This window comes from Bradyrhizobium manausense, from assembly GCF_018130615.1.
Lineage (GTDB): Bacteria > Pseudomonadota > Alphaproteobacteria > Rhizobiales > Xanthobacteraceae > Bradyrhizobium > Bradyrhizobium manausense_A.
Window position 1 is genome coordinate 34972 of record NZ_JAFCKB010000023.1, and the last position, 18318, is coordinate 53289.

Below are 18318 nucleotides of genomic sequence, written 5' to 3' on the forward strand. Positions count from 1 at the left end.
CGCCGCAGCAGCAGTTTGACGAAGACAGGCAATGACCATCGCGTGCAATGATTAGTGCTGCGGTGTATGGGTCCCGGCCTTCGCCGGGACGACACCTATTTTGTAGCCCCGTCCTCGCCTTAGATCCGCAGCAGCGCCTGCCGGTCGATCTTCCCCGTGCCCGTCTTCGGCAATTCGTCGATGAAGATCACCTCGCGCGGATATTTGTAGGGCAGCAGCTTGCCCTTGACGTAGTCCTGCAGCCGCCGCGTCGCCTCGCTCTGGTCGGTGGCGCGGGTGTTCATCACCACCACCGCCTTCAGCGTCATGCGTCGGTCCGGCAACTCGGCCGCGAACACGGCGCATTCTCGGATGTCGGGGTGATCGGCGAGGCATAGCTCGACCTCGAGCGGGTAGACCCACTGGCCCGAGATTTTTATGAGATCATCAGCGCGGCCGCGGAAGAAGTGGAAGCCGTCGCCATCGCGGACGAAGCGGTCGCCGGTGTAGATCCAGCCGCCCTCGCGAATGGTCTCGGCGGATTTGTCGGGTCGGTTCCAGTATAGCGGCGTGTTGGAATCGCCGCGTACCCACAGAATGCCCTCCTCGTTGTCGCCGACGTCGCGGCCCTCCTTGTCGCGCAGCGCGACCTCGTAGCCGGGCACGCGCAGGCCAGCGGCGCCGAGCTTCTTCTGCTCGGGACGGTTGGAGAGATAAATGTGCAGCACCTCGGTCGAGCCGAGGCCTTCGACGATCTCCAGCCCGGTGAGCGTCTTCCAGCCGTTGAAGACTTCGGCCGAGAGAACCTCGGCGGCCGAGAGCGCCATGCGCAGAGACGAGAAGCTTGTCTTGGCTGCGCCCTCCGCCTTGGTCAGCGAGGTGTAGAGCGTCGGCAGGCCAAAGAAGACCGTCGGCCTGTACTGCTCGATCGCAGCGAAGATCGACGCTGGCTTCGGCTGGCCCGGCAGCAGCAGCGTTGCCGCGCCGGCCGAGAATGGGAAGGTGACGGAATTGCCAAAGCCATAGGCGAAGAAGATCTTCGGCACGGAGAAGCAGATGTCATCGGGTGTCAGCTTCAGCACGTTCCGCGCAAAGGCGAGCTCGCTATAGACCATGTCGTGCTGGAGATGCACGATGCCCTTGGGCCGGCCGGTCGAGCCGGAGGAGTACATCCAGAACGCCATCTCGTCGCGATGCGTCGGAGCTTCCGCCAACTCGGTCGAGAATTGCGTTAGCCAGTTTGCAGCGGCGAAGGCCTCCGGTGCCGCGTGATCGCGGGCGTCGCCATTGACGACGATCAGCGTGTGCAGCTGCGTGTCCTTGCAGGCCTCGGCATTGAAACGCGCGCAGAACTCGGCATCAGCCACAGCAACGGCCGCGCCGGAATCGGCGAGATAGAATTGCAGCAGGTCCGGCGGCGTCAGCGTGTTGATCAAGAGCGGCACGAAGCCGGCACGCACGGCGCCAAAGAAGGCGGCGGGATAGGCCGGGGTATCGTCGAGGAACAGCAGCACACGGTCGCCGCGCGTCAGTCCCAATGAGGCAAATCCGTTGCCCCAGCGGCAAGCTTCCGCACAGAGCTCGGCATAGGTCCGCGACCCCGCCGGGCCAATCAGCGCGAGCTTGTCGCCGTATCCCTTGCGGAGATTGTCGAACAGCATACGGCTGGCGTTGTATTGTTGCGGAACGGCAAAGCCGATCTCGCGTGCCCCAGGACTGTCCGCGGGCACCTGGTCGCGAATCTCGTTGCTCATGCCGTCGCCTCGCCGATCGCGTCTCCGCCGTTCTTCTCGGCTTCGTAGCGGGCCATGAAGACCGGCGACATCGCGCGCAGCCGGGAATCGTCGATGCGGCCGGAGCGGGTGATGTAGCTATAGGCGAAGTCCATCAGGTCGAGCTGCATGTGCTGGGCAAAATGCTCGTACCAGAACGCGCTGGTGCGTGCGGCATTGACGAGCTTCTGCACCACGGGCTTTCGCGCGGCCTGGTAGCGGTGCAGTGCGGTCGACAGATGCGCATCCGATTCCAGCGCCTTGACCAGCGCGATCGCGTCCTCGATCGCAAGCCGCGTGCCGGAGCCGATCGAGAAATGCGCCGAGTGCAGAGCGTCGCCGATCAGCACCATGTTCTTGAACGACCAGTGCTCGTTCCAGACCCAGGGAAAGTTGCGCCAGACCGATTTGTTCGAGACCAGCGAGCGGCCGCCGAGCGTGTCCGCGAACACCTCCTCGCAGACGCCCTTGGACTGCTCGACATCCTTATAGGCAAAGCCATAGGCCTGCCAGGTCGCGTGGTCGCATTCGACCAGGAAGGTGCTCATGGTCGGTGAGTAGCGGTAGTGATGGGCGTTGAAGGCGCCGCGGTCGGTCTTCACGAAAGTTTGCGACAGCGTGTCGAAGCGCTTCGAGGTGCCGTACCAGACGAATTTGTTGGAAGAGTAGGACAGCGAGGTGCCGAAATCGCCCTCGAAGGTGCGGCGGACCAGCGAGTTGAGCCCATCGGCGGCGACGATCAGATCGTGGCCACCCAGCTGATCGATCGTCTGGATCTGGGTGTCGAAACGTGGAGTGACGCCGACATCGAGGGCGCGCTGCTGCAGGAACTGCAAGAGTTCGAGTCGGCCGATCGACGAGAAGCCGACGCCGTCGATGGCGACGCTGTCACCGCCGAGGTTCAGCGTGATGTTCTCCCAGCTCTCCATATGCGGCGCGATCGCATCGACCGTTTCGGGGTCGTCGCCGCGCAGGAATTCCAGGGCCTGGTCGGAAAACACGACGCCAAAGCCCCAGGTCGCGTCGGCCGGGTTCTGTTCGAACAGGTCGACTTGATCCTCAGGGTGACGCTTCTTCCAGAGATAGGCGAAGTAGAGCCCACCGGGCCCCCCACCAATCACGGCGATCCGCAACGTCGGCCTCCCTAATTGACAGTATACTTACTATCTCAGGGTAGACTATTAGGCTCCGGCCTCCCCCGCCAGCGGAATTATCGACAAGGCGAGGTGCGCCGCAGGACAGCTGCGGGCACCCGCTTTGCGCGTGCCCGGAACCGTCAGTTGGGAATCATAGCCAAACCGCGCCGGATTGGCCACATGCGCGTCAGACGCAGCGCTTCACGTAAACCCCGTTCACCAGCACCCTGGTACAGCGGACCACCGGCACCGGCTTGCGGACCACGACCGCGCCGTTCGGCCCGGCGCAGCCGGCGCGGTAGACACCGCGGCCGCAGACCACCGCATTGGCGTCGGATGTCGCGAAGGTCATGGTCGCTGCGAAGGCGAGCAGCGCGGAAGCAGTGAGTAGGAATGCACGCATGTTTCTCTCCCGGTCTTGTCCTGGTTGAAATCGGACTGGCAAAGGATTTGTCGCGGCAGGCGCGCGAAAATTCATTCGCGTGCGCTGCCAAATGTTCGCGTCCGGCCGCGCGAGTTGCGGATCGCCTATCGCGCCGCGAAGGGAGCGAGGACTTCCTTGCACGCGGGCGATAGCGACGCGGCGTTGCCGGCGATGCACTGCACGATGCGGCCACCTCCAGGCGCGACGCCGGCGCAGAGCGAGCGGATGTCGGCGCCGCAGGCGGAGCGGGCGATGAATAGCTCTTCGCGCGGCCGCAGCGGACGGAGAACGATCACGGCAGGCGCGGCCGCCGGGGCTGCTGCGGCTGCGGGGGCTGCACCAGCTGCCGGCGCTGCCGCAGCTGCTGCGCCGCCGCCACCGGCCGCGGCGGTCAGGGCTTTCTCGCATGCGGGTGAAACCTTGGCCTTGTTCTTTTCCAGGCATTCGAGTGCGGGAGCGCCGCCCGGCGGAACGCTGGCGCAGACTTTGGGATAATCGCCGCGGCAAGCGCTCTTGACTGCAGCAACTTGTGCGCTGCTCGGCTGCTTGGCTGCCGCAGCTTTCGGCGCGGCTTCGGCAGCCGGCTTTGCTGCTGGTGCGGCGGCTGGCGCCGCTTCAGATTTGGCAGGTTCAGATTTGGCGGGTTCAGGCTTGGCTGGCTCAGACTTGGCGGGCGCAGCTTCGGTCTTCGGCGCGGCAGCCGGCTCGACGGCGCGAACGGCGGTCTGGCATCCCGCCGACAGGCTCGACATGTGGCTCTGCAAGCATTGATACGCCTCCACTCCACCGGGCGTCACACTCGCGCAGTGCGCCATGAAGTCCGAGCGGCAAGCGGAGCGGATGGCGCTCTTCTGGGCCTCGGTCGGGGCCTGCGCGAATGCGCTTGTTGCAATTGCGAAGAGTGCTGCGGCGAGCAACGCGTGACGCGTTGACGTATGTTTCAACGTGTTGATCATTGGGATGAATTCCTGCCCTATCGGTAACGCCGACGCTTTATCAAAAGTGATGCAAACAATCGTCGCGGGTGATGCCGCGTGCGGCATCATTGGCCACCGCGACCTCTACCGCAAGTAGATAATGTCTCTGCAATTGCGACGTAACTGAGAGCATGACCCGGGAAAGTGCGCAGCGGTTTTCCCTCGCGACAAACGTGGAATACGTTTGCGCGGCGGTCATGCTCAAACAAACAACACGTCGTTAGAGCTTGACCATGCGCTTGCCGCGGTTCTCGCCCGCGAGCAATCCGATCAGCGCCTTCGGCGTGTTTTGCAAGCCATCGATGATGTCTTCCTGCACCTTCAGCTTGCCGGCCTTGACCCAGGCCTGGAGATCGGCGAGCGCGCGCTGGCTGTCCTTCATGTAGTCCATGACGATGAAGCCCTGCATCACGAGCCGCTTCACCACGATCAGGCCGGGCACGCCGCGCGGGCCGTGCGCCGACGGCGCGCCGTCATATTGCGAGATCGCGCCGCAACAGGCGATGCGGCCGTAATTGTTCATCTGCGGCAGGCAGGCTTCGAGAATGTCGCCGCCGACATTGTCGAAATAGACGTCGATGCCCTTTGGGGCCGCCGCGCGCAGCGCCTTGAACACCGCACCGTCCTTGTAATCGACGGCGGCATCGAAACCGAGTTCGGAGGTCAGCCAGTTGCACTTGTCCGCGCCGCCGGCAATGCCGACAACGCGGCATCCCCTAATCTTGGCGATCTGTCCAACGATCGAACCGACCGAGCCCGCGGCGGCCGAGACCACGACGGTCTCGCCCTCCTTCGGCTTGCCGACTTCGAGCAGGCCGAAATAGGCGGTGAGGCCGGCGATGCCGAACACGCTGAGCAGATGTGTCATCGGCTCGAGCTTCGGCATCTTCGTCAAATGCTTTGCGGGGACCGCGGCAAACTCCTGCCAGCCGGTGTCACCAAAGACGATGTCGCCGGGCGCCAGCCCCGGCGCCTTCGAGCTCATGACCTCGGCAATGGCGCCGCCGGCCATCACACTGTTGGCCTCGACGGCCGAACGGTAGGTCGCGCCGTGCATCCAGGCGCGGTTGGCGGCGTCGAGCGAGATGTAACGCACGCGCAGCAAGGCCTCGCCTTCCTTCGGTTCCGGCGTCGCGCTCTCGACCATCTTGAAATGCTCGAGACCGAGCTTGCCGCTGGGTTTTTCCACCAGGAGAATTTGGCGATTGATGTTGGCGGTCATGGCGTTCCCTCTCGGATTGTTTGACGATTATTGGTGCATTTGCCGCAAACAAAACGTGCAAGCCGCATTCGTTGTGCGCTGCATGAAGGCTAGATCGCTGCGCCCGGTTTCGCAACGGGAACATCGAGCTCGAGCGACTGCACGCAAAGCGTGTTGCGTCGCTGTCATATCTGCGACATCATGAAGCGGCCGGTGTGGTGGGGGTCTCAATGTCGAACAGGTTTACGCAATACATTCTGGCGGCGATGGTGCTCGGCATCATCATGGGCTCGGCGATCTACAATTTCCTGCCCGACACGCGGGGCGACTGGGCCTCCTCCATCAACCTGATCGCCGTGATCTTCCTGCGCCTGATCAAGATGATCATCGCGCCGCTGGTGTTTGCGACCCTGGTCGGCGGCATCGCCCATATGGGGTCGGGCTCCAAGCTCGGGCGCATCTTCGCAAAGACCATGGGCTGGTTCGTCAGCGCATCCTTTGTCTCGCTGATGCTCGGCCTCATCATGGTCAACCTGCTCCAGCCCGGCGCAAACTTCCCCGGCACGCTGCCCGACAAGGCGCAGTCGACCGGCTTGCCGGTTTCCGCCTTCTCGATCGAGAAGTTCCTGACCCATCTGATCCCGACCTCGATCGCGGATGCGATGGCGCAGAACGAGATCCTCCAGATCGTGATCTTCGCGGTGTTTTTCTCGGTGGCGATGGGCGCATTGCCCGAACGCTCCAAGCAGATCCTGTCGCTGATCGACGATCTCGGTCACATCATGCTGAAGGTGACGAGCTATGTGATGATGTTCGCGCCGTTTGCGGTGTGGGCTGCGATCACCGCCACGGTGGCCAAGAACGGTCTCCTGGTGCTGTGGAAGCTCATCGTGTTCATGGGCGGCTTCTATCTGTCGCTTTTCATCCTCTGGGGCATCCTTGTGGCCGTCGGCTTCATCGTGATCGGGCCGCGTTACGGCCATCTGTTGCGGTTGATCCGTGAGCCGTTGATGATCGCGTTCTCCACCGCGAGCTCGGAGGCGGCCTACCCGAAGACGCTCGAAGGCCTCAACCGCTTCGGGGCCTCGTCGCGGATCTCGAGCTTCGTGCTGCCGCTCGGCTATTCCTTCAACCTCGACGGCACGATGATGTACTGCACCTTCGCCAGTATCTTCATCGCGCAGAGCTACCACATCGACATGCCGCTCGGCACGCAGCTCGCAATGCTGGCGACCTTGATGATCACCTCGAAGGGGGTGGCCGGCGTGCCGCGCGCCTCCCTCGTCGTGATCGCCTCGACGCTGTCGCAGTTCAACATTCCCGAAGCGGGGCTGTTGATGATCATGGGCATCGACACCTTCCTCGACATGGGCCGCAGCGCCACCAACGTGATCGGCAACACGCTGGCGACCTCGGTCGTGGCGAAGTGGGAGGGCGAGCTCGGGCCCGAGCATGCGCTTGGACCGGGCGACGTCGTGCCCGGCGACATGGTCCCGGGCGAAGTGCCTGTGATGGCCGGCCATTGACGGGAGTGCGTCATGCGCCCTTTGACGGCGATTTCGAGCGGTTTGTTGCTGGCCGCGTGCCTGCTGGCAACGGACGCCTCCGCCCAGACCGGCGGCAGCGAAGGGCTAAGCCCGACGCTGTCAGCCATCAAGACCACGCACACCGTGCGGCTCGGCTATCGTGAAAGCTCGCCGCCGTTTTCCTTCCTCGACCAGGCCAACCGGCCGATCGGCTACAGCCTCGAACTCTGTGAAGCCATCGTCGAGGAGATCGGCGTCGAGGTCGACGATCCCAATCTGAAGATCGACTACGTCAAGGTCACCTCGGATGACCGTATCGATGCCGTGCTGCAGAACAAGATCGATCTGGAGTGCGGCTCGACCACGGCCAATTCCGAGCGCGGCAAGCGCGTCGCGTTCTCTCCGCTGATGTTCGTCGCCGGCACCAAGCTGATGGTGCCGAAGAGCTCCAGCGTCCAGTCCCTGACCGATTTGAGGGGCAAGACCATCGTGGTGACGAAAGGCACCACCAACGAGCAGGCGATCCAGGCGGCGGACAAGAAGTCTTCGCTGGGCTTGAACATTGTCGTCGGCCCGGACCACGAGCAGTCGTATCAGATGCTGGTCGACGGCAAGGCGGACGCGTTTGCGACCGACGACATTCTGCTCTCGGGCCTGATCGTGCGCCACAAGGCGCAGGACAAGTTCCGCGTCGCCGGCGACTACCTGTCCTACGATCCCTACGGCATCATGTTCCGCAAGGGAGAACCGCAATTGTCAGCCGTGGTCGACCGCACCTTCCGCAAGCTCGGCTCCAACCACGATCTCGTGCCGCTCTACAACAAATGGTTCATCGCCCGGATGCCGACCGGCGAGAAGATGAACGTGCCGATCTCGCTGCAGTTGGAAGAAGCCTTCAAGGCAATGGACGATTCCGCGAGCGCGAATAATTGACCCTTACTTCCTTCTCCCCTTGTGGGAGAGGGTGCAGCCGGTTCGCGGCTACGAATTTGTCCCAAACACCCGGTCCAGCGCCGCGTCGTACGTCGCCTGCACCAGCTCCGGATGCAGCTTCGCCAACGCTTCCATCATCACGCCGGAATTGATCTCGAGCACGCGCCAATCACCGTCGACGCGTACCACGTCGATGGACGCGAAGCGGATGCCGATGGCGTTCGCGGCGGCAATGGCGAGTTTCGCGCACGCCGTACGAATCTCGCCGTCCTCCAGCAGCACCGGCTTGGCGCCGGCATCGAGATTGTGCCGCCAATCGGTGCCACGCTGCTTGCTGTAGACGACGAGGGGCGCATCATCGAGCAACACCACACGGACCTCGTCCTCGATCACGACATAGGGCGAGATCACGAGCCCGGTGCTCATCGCAAAGACCTCGCCAACCGCGTGGTCGAGTTCCGCCTCCGTCGTCACCCTGAACACCGAGCGCCCCGATGTCCCCTCGTTCGGCTTCACCACCACGCCTTGCGGATGGTCGTGAAACAGCGCGAGCATCGCATCGCGCCAGTTGGGGCCTACAACGTTCCTGCCCAGCTTCGGGTTGAGGAAGAGGTGATGCGGAATGCTGGCCACGCCCCGAAGCGACAGCGCCTCGGCGGTTGCCGATTTGTCATTGGCGAGCCGATGGGCGATCGCGCTGTTGAGGCCGATATCGTAGCCGAAGGCGAAGCGGCGCGTCTCGCCACGGCGCATCGCGATCAGCCAGCCGCCGGAGCGGACATCGACCTCAATGCCATGGCGAGCGGCATAGGCCCTGATCGCCTGGACGAAGATCCGCTCGCTGGTGGTCATGTCTTGATCGTTCCAGTCACCAAAAGCCGCAAAAACGCGGGCAGTGGCACCAAGCAGGAGTGAAAATCAGAGCTATTCTTAATGAAATTCTCGCGAGCAAGACGGAAATTAAGTGCTGCTTTCGCGCCCGAAAGGGAAAAGAAATTGCCCTGTCTGCGCCCCGGACAGCAGATCCATTAATGATGCAGCCATTTCCGCCGCAAATGCAGACTTGACCCGCGTCAATTACAGCCGGAACGAGGTTGATTATTGGTCTCAATGGCGTAGATCACACACGCGAAATCCTCCGCCATGGCAATGGTGTCCGCCCCGTTTCGGGGCCGGGCAACGCTTTTGCCCTAAAACCGCAATTATTCGGAATATCGAAAATCATGAGCGCGTTTTACCGAGAGAAGGTTCTTTCCGTCCAGCACTGGACCGACACGTTGTTCAGCTTCCGCGCCACGCGCGACACCGGCTTCCGCTTCCAGAACGGCCAGTTCGCCATGATCGGCCTCGAGGTCGATGGTCGCCCGTTGCTGCGCGCCTACAGCATGGCGAGCGCCAATCACGAGGAAGAGCTCGAGTTCTTCTCGATCAAGGTGCAGGACGGTCCGCTGACCTCGCGCCTCCAGAAGATCAAGGAAGGCGACACCATCCTGGTCGGCCGCAAGGCGACCGGCACGCTGATTACCGACAACCTCATCCCCGGCAAGCGGCTGATGCTGCTCTCGACCGGCACGGGCCTCGCGCCGTTCGCCAGCCTGATCAAGGACCCCGAGGTCTATGAGCAGTTCGAAAGCATCGTGCTGGTGCATGGCTGCCGCCAGGTCTCCGAGCTCGCCTATGGCGAGAAGCTCGTCGCGAACCTGCGCGAGGACGAGCTGTTCGGCGAGCTCCTCGCCGACAAGCTGATCTATTATCCGACCGTGACCCGCGAGCCGTTCCGCAATCGCGGCCGCATCACCGACCTGATCAACTCCGAGCAGATCTTCAACGACATCGGGCAGTCGCCGCTCAACATCGAGACCGACCGCATCATGATGTGCGGCAGCCCGGCGATGCTGGAAGAGCTGAAGCTGATGTTCGAAGGCCGCGACTTCGTCGAGGGCAGCGGCAACAGACCCGGCCATTTCGTGATCGAGAAGGCGTTCGTCGAGCGCTAAACTCTGTTGAAGATGTGGCTTGATCGCGCGCCACGCTCAACCCGTCGTCCCGGACAAGCGCAGCAAAGCTGAGCGCAGATCCGGGACGCGTAGCCACAGGCCGTGGCTATGCGAAGGCTCGGAGTGACAGCTTCCCGGCCCGAAAATGCTGCGGTTATGGATCCCGGGTCTGCGCCACGCTTGCCCGGACGACAGCTGGGGGCACTCCGCCCGTCCCATATCAGCCCCTGCTGCAGTGCAGCAGCCCGCCCATCGGGCTGATTGATTTGTCTCGGCCGAATTCGCTAGCCTGAAACAACCGCCGCGTCATATCCGTATGACAGGCGTAGGCGTATCGTACCGCCTCATGCTGGCGAGAGGGTGGCAATCGTGGCCGACGACAACAAGACGCAGGAATCTCCCAAACGGCTGGCGCTGGCGGAAGAAGGGATCGCCGAAATCCTGCTGCTTCCGTTCTCGCCGCGCTTCATCGTCCTGACGATCTGCGCGGTCGTCACGGCGCTGCTGGTCGGCATCGGCATCGCCGACCGCAAGATCTTCGACATCCTGCTGGTCCCGATCCTGATCTTCGGCGCCCTGACCCTGCTCGGCGTCCGCGATCTCATGCAGAAGAGCCACGCGGTGCTGCGCAACTACCCGATCTCGGCGCATATCCGCTTCCTGCTCGAAGAGATCCGCCCGGAGATGCGGCAGTATTTCTTCGAGAGCGAGAAGGACGGCATGCCGTTCTCGCGCGACACCCGCGCGGTGGTCTATCAGCGCGCCAAGATGCAGCTCGACAAGCGTCCGTTCGGCACCCAGGAGGACGTCTACCGCGAAGGTTACGAGTGGATGCATCACTCGGTGTCGCCGAAGGCGCATGCCGAAGAGAAGTTTCGCGTCACGATCGGCGGCCCGGACTGCGCAAAGCCCTATTCAGCCTCGGTGTTCAACATCTCGGCGATGAGCTTTGGCGCGCTCAGTCCGAACGCGGTGCGCGCGCTCAATGCCGGCGCCAAGAAGGGCGGCTTCGCCCATGACACGGGCGAGGGTGGCTTCAGCCCCTATCACCGCGAGATGGGCGGCGACATCATCTGGGAGATCGGCTCCGGCTATTTCGGCTGCCGCCATCTCGACGGCACGTTCGATCCGGAGGCGTTCGCGCGCGTCGCGAGCCACGACCAAATCAAGATGGTCGAGCTCAAGATCAGCCAGGGTGCCAAGCCCGGCCATGGCGGCGTGCTGCCGGCGGCGAAGGTCTCCGAGGAGATCTCCAAGATCCGCGGCGTCGCGATGGGCGAGGACTGCATCTCGCCGGCCTCGCATCGCGTCTTCTCGACACCGACCGGCATGATGCAGTTCATCGCCGAGATGCGGAAGCTCTCGGGCGGCAAGCCGGCCGGCTTCAAGCTTTGCATCGGCCATCCCTGGGAGTTTCTGGCGATCTGCAAGGCGATGCTGGAGACCGGCATCTATCCGGATTTCATCGTCGTCGACGGCAACGAGGGCGGCACCGGCGCTGCGCCGCTGGAATTCATGGACCATCTGGGCATGCCGATGCGCGAGGGCGTCAACTTCGTCCACAATGCGCTGGTCGGTATCAACGCGCGCGACCGCATCAAGATCGGCGCGTCCGGCAAGATCGCCACCGCCTTCGACATGGCGCGCGCGATGGCGATCGGCGCCGATTGGTGCAATTCGGCGCGCGGCTTCATGTTCTCGCTCGGTTGCATCCAGTCGCTGAGCTGCCACACCGACCGCTGCCCAACCGGGGTTGCGACCCAGGACCCGACGCGGGCGCGCGCGCTCTACGTGCCGCTCAAGATCGATCGCGTGCACAATTATCACCACGCCACGCTGCACTCGCTGACCGAGCTGATCGCCGCGGCGGGCCTGGAGCACCCGCAGCAGCTGCGCCCGATCCACTTCACCCAGCGCACCTCGACGACCGATGTGAGGTCCTTCGCCCAGCTCTATCCGGCGCTGCGTCCGGGCGAGCTGCTCGAAGGTACCGAAGACCCGCGGTTCCGCGACGCCTGGCGGATGGCCCAGGCCGCGTCGTTCCAGCCGGCGCCGTGAGTGCGCAGGTTGCATAAATTCCTTGCGAGCGGGGCTGGCACTTAAGGTTTGGTTCAACTTTGGGTGTAAATTGTGCCCATGAACGAGCGGCGCAACAAGGCCAGGCATCGCGTATTGAAAGCCGGAACCATCGAGTTCGGTGGCGGCGCGATCGACTGCACCGTCCGCAACTTCTCCGACACCGGCGCCGCGCTCGACGTCACCAGCCCGGTCGGAATTCCCGAACACTTCACCCTCACCATCAAAGCCGACGGCGCGCACCTCGCCTGCACGGTGGTGTGGCGCAAGGAAAAGCGGATCGGGGTGCAGTTCGGGCGAGGGATGTAGCGTAAGCTCGGTGCGCAGGTAGCAGTACCGCGCAACTACCAGTCTTCACCAAACTCAATTCGGTGGTTATGGGTCCCGGCCTTCGCCGGGACGACGAGTGGAGAGACCGCCGCTCGTTCATCCCGTCTCCACCTCACCCAGACGGCGCGCCAGGATCTTGTCGATCCTGCGGCCGTCGAGATCGACCACCTCGATATGCCAGCCGCTGAGGTCGAAGGCATCGCCGACATTGGGCAGCACGTTGAATTGCTGCAGAACGAGGCCAGCGACCGTGTTGTAGCGGTGATGCGGCGGCAGCTCGATGCTCAGCAGCTCGCCGAACTCGTCGACCGGCATCCAGCCTGAGACGAGCAGCGACGAGTCCGCGCGCCTGACGTAAGCCGGCTCCGGCGGTCCTTCCTCGGAATGGAAGGCGCCGACGATCGACTCCAGAATATCCGCGGCCGTGACCACGCCTTCGAAGGCGCCGTATTCGTCGTAGATGAAACCGACGTGGACCGGCGCAGCCCTCAGGATTGCCAGCACATCGCGGGCATCGGCGGATGCGGGAATGCTTGGCGCTTCGCGGACGAGTGCCCGCAGATTCGGCGTGCGTTCGTTCATGTACGCGACCAGCAGGTCCTTCGCCTGGAGCACGCCGATGGGCGCGTCGCGATCGCCGTCAGAAACAGGAAAGCGCGAATGCGGGCTCTTTGCGATGATCGCCTGAATGGCTTCCGGAGCATCGTTCAAGTCGATCTCGTCGACCTCGGTGCGCGGCGTCATCACGGCGCCGACCGGGCGGTCGCCGAGCCGCATCACGCCGGCGATCATCTCCTTCTCGCCGGGCTCGAGCACGCCGGCGCTCTCGGCTTCGTTGACGAGATGATGGATCTCGTCCTCCGACACTTTCTCCTCGGCCTTGCCGCCGCGGCCGAGCAGGGTCAGGATCAGCTTGCCGGAGACGTCGAGCAGAAACACGAGCGGCAGCGAGACCCGCGCCAACACGTGCATCGCGGGCGCGACCTTGACTGCGATGCTCTCGGGATCTCGCAGCGCCACCTGCTTCGGCACCAGCTCGCCGACGATCAGGGTCGCATAGGTGATGAGCGTGACGACGATGCCGACGCCGACGATGTCGGCAATGCCTGAGGACAGGCCGAGCTCGACCAGCCATTGCGTCAGCCGCTGCCCGAGCGTGGCGCCGGAGAAGGCGCCCGAGAGCACGCCGACCAGCGTGATGCCGATCTGCACCGTCGAGAGGAATTTACCGGGATCGGCGGCCAATGTCAGTGCCCGCTCGGCACCGCGCACGCCCCTGGCGGCCAGCAGCGACAGCCGCGCCGGGCGCGATGACACCACGGCCAGCTCGGACATGGACAAGAGGCCGTTGATGACGATCAGGACGACGACGATGATGAGTTCGACGGAGAGCATTGATGTTCCGGGAGCAGCGAGTGTGGCTGCGGATCGCAGCACACACGTTAATATAGGTATTCCCCGAGGAAGTTCCGGCCATCCTGTCGCATACGCCACGGCGAGGGAACCTCGCGGCTGGCCGCCCGTCGGGGCGGCCCTGCGACGACCTGACACTCCGCGGAACTACGGACAGATGCTTAACGGGCCCTTAGTGGCCGCCAGCTAGGTTTTCGGCATTTGCAGGAACATATCGGGGCCCACGATGCGGATCGGGAAGCTTTTCGCGCTGTCGATGCTGACGGTGACGGTTTTTGCGGTCGTTCTTGGCGCCGAGGTGCTGATACCGCAGGCGCGCATCTTCACGAACCGCTCCGATGCGATCAAGACGGTCGATGCTTTTGGCGCGATGCTGATGGTCAGCCAGCAGGTCGCCGGCCTTCGCGCTCCCTATATCGGACCGATCTTCCAGGAAACCGCTGCGACGCAAGCGCAGATCGATGCGGCCGCGAAAGCTGCGAAGGCGGCCGAAACCGCATTCGACGGTGCAAGGCGTGCCATCCTGGTGCTCGATGACGGCGCAGCGATGGCAGAGAAGCTCGACCGTGCCGCACGCCGGCTGAGGGAGGTCAACACGGCGGCGGATCGCGCGATGAGCGTGCCTCTGGCCGCGCGCGACAATGCCGCCATCAAGAGCTTCCTGCCCGGCGTCGCCGACGTCCTCGGCAGCATCGAGCCGATCATGAACCGGCTCGAAGCCAAGGTGGTCAACGCCGATTCCTCGCTTGCGGCGCTCCTGAGCCTGGCGCGAACGGCGCAGGATTTGCGGGTTGCCGCCGGCAGCCGTGCCGCCACCTTGTCGCCGCCGCTGTCGGCCCGCCGGCCGGTGACGGTCGCCGAAGCCTCGTTGATGGATCGCATGCAGGGCCGCGTGGAAGCCGACCGCGAGCGCATCGAGGCCGGCATCGATCAGCTCGGAAATCCGCCCCGCATCGCCGCCGCGTTCAAGGCCGCGACCGAGTCCTATTTCGGGAAAGCGGCTCCCGTCGTCGAGAAGGAGATGCCGGCGGCGCGCAGCGACGGCAAATACGGTATCGGCTCCGACGATCTGGCGAGCGTGATCGTGCCCGCCATCCAGATGTTCTACGGCGTGCGCGACGCCGCGCTGGCGGAAGCAGCCGAGCGTGCGTCGGCGGCGCGCGATGGCGCACTGGCGATGCTCGCGCTTGCAGGCGTTGCGGTGCTGGCGCTGCTCGGCACGCTCGGCGGCGTGACCATGATGCTACGCAGCCGCGTGGTGACGCCGTTGGCGCGGCTCGCCGACGTGATCGGCACGCTCGCCGCCGGACAGCATGAAGTCGAGATTCCCGCCACGGGCCGCAATGACGAGATCGGCCAGGTCGCCGGCTCGCTGCAACATTTCAAGGATTCGCTCGTCGCCCAGAAGGCCGCCGATGCAGCCGCCTCGGTCGAAGCCGAGACGAAGCTCCGGCGCAGCCAGCGCATGGACCAGATCGCGCGCGACTTCGAGGCCATGATCGGCGACGTCATCAACACCGTCTCGTCGGCCTCCTCGGAGCTGGAGGTCTCGGCAGGAACGCTGACGAGCAGCGCCGACCAGTCGGAAAAGGTCACGACGACCGTCGCGGCCGCCTCCGAACAGGCCTCCACCAACGTGCAGACTGTCGCCGCGGCGGCCGAGGAGATGGCCTCGTCGGTGGACGAAATCAGCCGGCAGGTCCAGGATTCCGCGCGTATCGCCGGGGAGGCGGTGCAGCAGGCAGGTCGGACCAACGATTATGTCGGCGAGCTCGCCAAGGCCGCCGGGCGGATCGGGGACGTCGTCGAGCTCATCAGCCAGATCGCGGGCCAGACCAATCTTCTCGCTCTCAACGCCACGATCGAGGCGGCGCGCGCCGGCGAGGCCGGCCGCGGCTTCGCCGTCGTCGCCTCCGAGGTCAAGGCGCTCGCCGAGCAGACCGCCAAGGCGACCGGCGAGATCAGCCAGCAGATCACGGGAATCCAGACCGCGACGGAGGATTCCGTCGGTGCCATCAAGGCGATCGGCGATACCATCACCCGAATGTCCGAGATCGCGTCTGCAATCGCCTCGGCGGTCGAAGAGCAGGGCGCGGCGACGCGGGAAATTTCCCGCAACGTGCAGCAGGCCGCACGTGGCACCCAGCAGGTGTCCGCCAGCATCGTCGACGTGCAGCGCGGTGCGAGCCAGACCGGATCGGCCTCCGCCAACGTGCTCGCCTCGGCCAAATCGCTGTCCGGCGAGAGCACCCGTCTCAAGGTCGAGGTCGGAAAATTCCTGGACGCGATCCGCGCTGCGTAGGAGCGAGCGGCGGACGCGCTCAGAACTCGCCGTGCAGCCGCCCCGAAAACACCGAGACCGGTCCGCGGTCGGCGTTGTAGGCGGGGTTGGTGATGAGCTGGTAGTCGGCGGTGAAGGTCAGCGCCTTGTTCAGCGCATAGGCATAGTAGGTTTCCAGCACGCGCTCGCGGCGGTAGTTGAGCTGTCCGTCGCCGATGAGGGGGCCGAGCCCGCCGGCCGCGATGAAGTCGCGATGATCCTGTGACAAGCCGTTGATGGCGCCCGCAATACCGACGACGTCGTCGGGCCGGCCCCATTTGGTGCCCTTGATCGAGGTGCCAAGCGACAGGCTGCGATCGATGTCGGTGAAGGCCATGATCTCGCTGCGGCCGTCGTTCCAGCTCCAGCGGCCGAACACGCCGATGTCGTCGGTGATGGCCTGTTCGAGATTGAGCGCGTAGCCGTATTTGATGCGGCCGCGGCGGGTCTGGCTGATGTCCACGCCGAAGGCGGGATTATCCAGCGTCTCGCGATAGCTGCCGGAATAGGCGCTGTTGACGAAGCCGAGCGTGCGCAGCTTGCCGGGCTGGCCGAACAGCGAATAGCGGGTCTCGAGCTCCATCACATATTCGCCGCGGCGGCCGACGTTCATGTCGAAATTGCTCGAGTTGGAAACGGCGTCCATCAGGAAATAGCCGCCGCGCAGCGCCCATTGCTTCTGGTTCAACTCGGCGGTCGCGCCGTAGCCGAGACCGAGCTTGTCGGCAGCATAGTCGAAGGCGCCGGACGCCCAGATCGACCAGTTCATGAAATCCTTGCGCGGGTCATGCGCGTAGGAATTGCCGTCGAACACATCGACCACGGAGAATTTGCCGACCTGCAAGGTCAGGCGCGAGACGTCAACCTTGCTCGCGAGCTGCAGCTGGCCGCTGGCAAGCTCCTCCTGCTCGCCGCCGAAACCAAAGGTCTGGCGCACGAACAGTCGCGAGGCGTTGAAATGCGGATAGGGAAAGCCGGACTTTTGCGCTTCGCCGTTCGGAAAGCCTGCAGCGCCCGTCGTGTTGTTGAAGCCGAAGCCCTGCAGCAGCTCGGGATTGAAATAGACCTCGCCGCCGTCCCACAGCCGCGCATTGAGATAGAGCGAATTGCTCCAGGTCTGCTGAAAGTCCGGCGTCGGGAGCAGACTGTTCGGTCCGGTATAGGGCGCGTGGAACGCGGGGTAGCCCTGTCCGAGCACGGTCGACTGGCCGTGAATCTCCCAGCGGCTCGATTCGGTGTCGGTGACATCCGATTTCGCATTGTAGGTCGGCACGCCCGGCCAGTCGATCTTGCGATTGAGGCCGATGCGCAGGCTCTGGAAATCCATCGACGACGAATATTGCGCGCCGGAGGGGAAGGTGACGCCCGCGTTCTCGAACTTGCTGTAGAGATATTCGAGCCGCGCGCTCCAGTGCGGCGCGAAGCCATATTCGACGCCGCCGCCGGCAGTCCAGCCGAACCGCGTGTGCAGCACCTTCTCTTCATTGCCGCCGGTCGGCGTCGAAAGAAATCGCTCGCCGGTGAAAGCCGCGCCGCCCGTCGCGTAGAACAGCCAGTTGCCGCTGGTGTAGCCGAGCCGCGCGCGCAGGCTCGCGACGTAGTCCCACCGCTCCTCTGCGCTCGATAGCGCGGTCACCGCCGACGACACGACGTGGTTGGAGGGCAAATAGTTCGGGAAGGAGATGTCGCCTTCGACGCCGAGCAGAAGGCCCGAGCTGAGGCGCCAATTGTAGCCGGCCTGGACGCCACCGGTCGCGCCGGTGAAGACGTTGTTGTTGGTCGCGACCGCGGGATCGATCAGCGTCGCGGAGGATGTGCCGCGGGTGAATCCGGTATGCGCCCCGATATAGAGCCCGGTCCAGTCATAGACGGCTCTCAGCGCCGGCGCCTTGAGCGGCAGGTCGGCCGCACGGCCGGTGGCGGGAAATGCCAGCACGCCCGAGGCAATCGCCGCGGCCGTCCGCAAATACCTGTAACGGTGACTTCTCAACGTCAAAACGCACGCCCCCAAACGCGAATATGTCCCACCCGCCGCGACATCCCTGCCAATTCGCAGCAGTCCTGTCATCAGGGTCTTGGATGCTCCCGCGACCGGACGAGATCAGCCGTCCTTGCGCGATTCACCCCCAAAGTCTGCCAAGTCCCTGAGCTTGTTGCGAACCTTATTGCTAGTAATTCGCAATAGCAACTAGTCCGGAATGTCGCAGAGGATGGGTCGCATCGTTATGTGACGG

General features: G+C 64.1%; 14 protein-coding genes. 6 read left to right on the forward strand and 8 right to left on the reverse strand.

What is annotated here, in order from left to right:
- Nucleotides 1-119: 119 nt before the first annotated feature.
- The 5 genes from JQ587_RS31140 to JQ587_RS31160 form a co-directional block, all read right to left on the reverse strand.
- A complete protein-coding gene (locus JQ587_RS31140) occupies nucleotides 120-1733 on the reverse strand; it encodes a benzoate-CoA ligase family protein (RefSeq protein ID WP_212427890.1) in 1614 nt (537 codons plus the stop codon).
- Entirely contained in the window at nucleotides 1730-2884 is a 1155-nt protein-coding gene (locus tag JQ587_RS31145) for an FAD-dependent monooxygenase (RefSeq protein WP_212427891.1), read from the reverse strand. Before JQ587_RS31145 ends, JQ587_RS31140 begins: the two co-directional genes overlap by 4 nt.
- A 190-nt stretch (nucleotides 2885-3074) precedes the next feature.
- The gene (locus JQ587_RS31150; protein ID WP_212303497.1) at nucleotides 3075-3290 is read right to left on the reverse strand and encodes a hypothetical protein; all 216 of its coding nucleotides are present in this window, start codon (nucleotides 3288-3290) and stop codon (nucleotides 3075-3077) included.
- A 125-nt stretch (nucleotides 3291-3415) separates the two neighbouring features.
- On the reverse strand, nucleotides 3416-4267 hold the full coding sequence (locus JQ587_RS31155) for a cysteine rich repeat-containing protein (RefSeq protein WP_212427892.1): 852 nt from the start codon (nucleotides 4265-4267) through the stop codon (nucleotides 3416-3418).
- A gap of 241 nt (nucleotides 4268-4508) precedes the next feature.
- On the reverse strand, nucleotides 4509-5510 hold the full coding sequence (locus JQ587_RS31160) for an NADP-dependent oxidoreductase (protein WP_212427893.1): 1002 nt from the start codon (nucleotides 5508-5510) through the stop codon (nucleotides 4509-4511).
- Nucleotides 5511-5719: 209 nt separating this feature from the next.
- On the opposite strand from JQ587_RS31160, the gene JQ587_RS31165 reads away from it, so the two are divergent.
- Both JQ587_RS31165 and JQ587_RS31170 read left to right on the forward strand, forming a co-directional pair.
- Nucleotides 5720-7015, forward strand: coding sequence for a dicarboxylate/amino acid:cation symporter (locus JQ587_RS31165; protein ID WP_212303494.1), 1296 nt, complete (start codon nucleotides 5720-5722; stop codon nucleotides 7013-7015).
- A gap of 12 nt (nucleotides 7016-7027) precedes the next feature.
- Nucleotides 7028-7948: an amino acid ABC transporter substrate-binding protein gene (locus JQ587_RS31170; RefSeq protein WP_212303493.1), complete on the forward strand. Its 921-nt coding sequence runs from the start codon at nucleotides 7028-7030 to the stop codon at nucleotides 7946-7948.
- Nucleotides 7949-7996: 48 nt separating this feature from the next.
- Here JQ587_RS31170 and JQ587_RS31175 read toward each other — a convergent pair whose 3' ends face one another.
- Nucleotides 7997-8800: an ATP-grasp domain-containing protein gene (locus JQ587_RS31175; protein ID WP_212427894.1), complete on the reverse strand. Its 804-nt coding sequence runs from the start codon at nucleotides 8798-8800 to the stop codon at nucleotides 7997-7999.
- A gap of 371 nt (nucleotides 8801-9171) precedes the next feature.
- Between JQ587_RS31175 and JQ587_RS31180 the strand changes: the two genes are divergently transcribed.
- From JQ587_RS31180 to JQ587_RS31190, 3 genes are all read left to right on the forward strand, one after another.
- Nucleotides 9172-9945: a ferredoxin--NADP reductase gene (locus tag JQ587_RS31180; RefSeq protein ID WP_212427895.1), complete on the forward strand. Its 774-nt coding sequence runs from the start codon at nucleotides 9172-9174 to the stop codon at nucleotides 9943-9945.
- 369 nt (nucleotides 9946-10314) lie between these two features.
- Complete coding sequence (locus JQ587_RS31185; RefSeq protein WP_433995283.1) at nucleotides 10315-12003, forward strand: FMN-binding glutamate synthase family protein; 1689 nt, start codon at nucleotides 10315-10317, stop codon at nucleotides 12001-12003.
- A gap of 78 nt (nucleotides 12004-12081) precedes the next feature.
- On the forward strand, nucleotides 12082-12330 hold the full coding sequence (locus JQ587_RS31190) for a PilZ domain-containing protein (RefSeq protein ID WP_212427896.1): 249 nt from the start codon (nucleotides 12082-12084) through the stop codon (nucleotides 12328-12330).
- A 117-nt stretch (nucleotides 12331-12447) separates the two neighbouring features.
- On the opposite strand, the gene JQ587_RS31195 is transcribed toward JQ587_RS31190, so the two are convergent.
- Nucleotides 12448-13746: a hemolysin family protein gene (locus tag JQ587_RS31195; RefSeq protein ID WP_212427897.1), complete on the reverse strand. Its 1299-nt coding sequence runs from the start codon at nucleotides 13744-13746 to the stop codon at nucleotides 12448-12450.
- Nucleotides 13747-13990: 244 nt separating this feature from the next.
- On the opposite strand from JQ587_RS31195, the gene JQ587_RS31200 reads away from it, so the two are divergent.
- The gene (locus JQ587_RS31200; RefSeq protein WP_212303487.1) at nucleotides 13991-16066 is read left to right on the forward strand and encodes a methyl-accepting chemotaxis protein; all 2076 of its coding nucleotides are present in this window, start codon (nucleotides 13991-13993) and stop codon (nucleotides 16064-16066) included.
- A gap of 19 nt (nucleotides 16067-16085) precedes the next feature.
- Here JQ587_RS31200 and JQ587_RS31205 read toward each other — a convergent pair whose 3' ends face one another.
- Nucleotides 16086-18050: a carbohydrate porin gene (locus JQ587_RS31205; RefSeq protein ID WP_212427937.1), complete on the reverse strand. Its 1965-nt coding sequence runs from the start codon at nucleotides 18048-18050 to the stop codon at nucleotides 16086-16088.
- Between the last annotated feature and the right edge of the window lie 268 nt (nucleotides 18051-18318).

Bases quoted from the DNA above. Each gene is read 5' to 3' on its own strand.
- JQ587_RS31140 (WP_212427890.1), bottom strand. From the start codon at position 1,733: ATGAGCAACGAGATTCGCGACCAGGTGCCCGCGGACAGTCCTGGGGCA.
- JQ587_RS31150 (WP_212303497.1), bottom strand. From the start codon at position 3,290: ATGCGTGCATTCCTACTCACTGCTTCCGCGCTGCTCGCCTTCGCAGCG.
- JQ587_RS31155 (WP_212427892.1), bottom strand. From the start codon at position 4,267: ATGATCAACACGTTGAAACATACGTCAACGCGTCACGCGTTGCTCGCC.
- JQ587_RS31160 (WP_212427893.1), bottom strand. From the start codon at position 5,510: ATGACCGCCAACATCAATCGCCAAATTCTCCTGGTGGAAAAACCCAGC.
- JQ587_RS31165 (WP_212303494.1), top strand. From the start codon at position 5,720: ATGTCGAACAGGTTTACGCAATACATTCTGGCGGCGATGGTGCTCGGC.
- JQ587_RS31170 (WP_212303493.1), top strand. From the start codon at position 7,028: ATGCGCCCTTTGACGGCGATTTCGAGCGGTTTGTTGCTGGCCGCGTGC.
- JQ587_RS31175 (WP_212427894.1), bottom strand. From the start codon at position 8,800: ATGACCACCAGCGAGCGGATCTTCGTCCAGGCGATCAGGGCCTATGCC.
- JQ587_RS31180 (WP_212427895.1), top strand. From the start codon at position 9,172: ATGAGCGCGTTTTACCGAGAGAAGGTTCTTTCCGTCCAGCACTGGACC.
- JQ587_RS31190 (WP_212427896.1), top strand. From the start codon at position 12,082: ATGAACGAGCGGCGCAACAAGGCCAGGCATCGCGTATTGAAAGCCGGA.
- JQ587_RS31195 (WP_212427897.1), bottom strand. From the start codon at position 13,746: ATGCTCTCCGTCGAACTCATCATCGTCGTCGTCCTGATCGTCATCAAC.
- JQ587_RS31200 (WP_212303487.1), top strand. From the start codon at position 13,991: ATGCGGATCGGGAAGCTTTTCGCGCTGTCGATGCTGACGGTGACGGTT.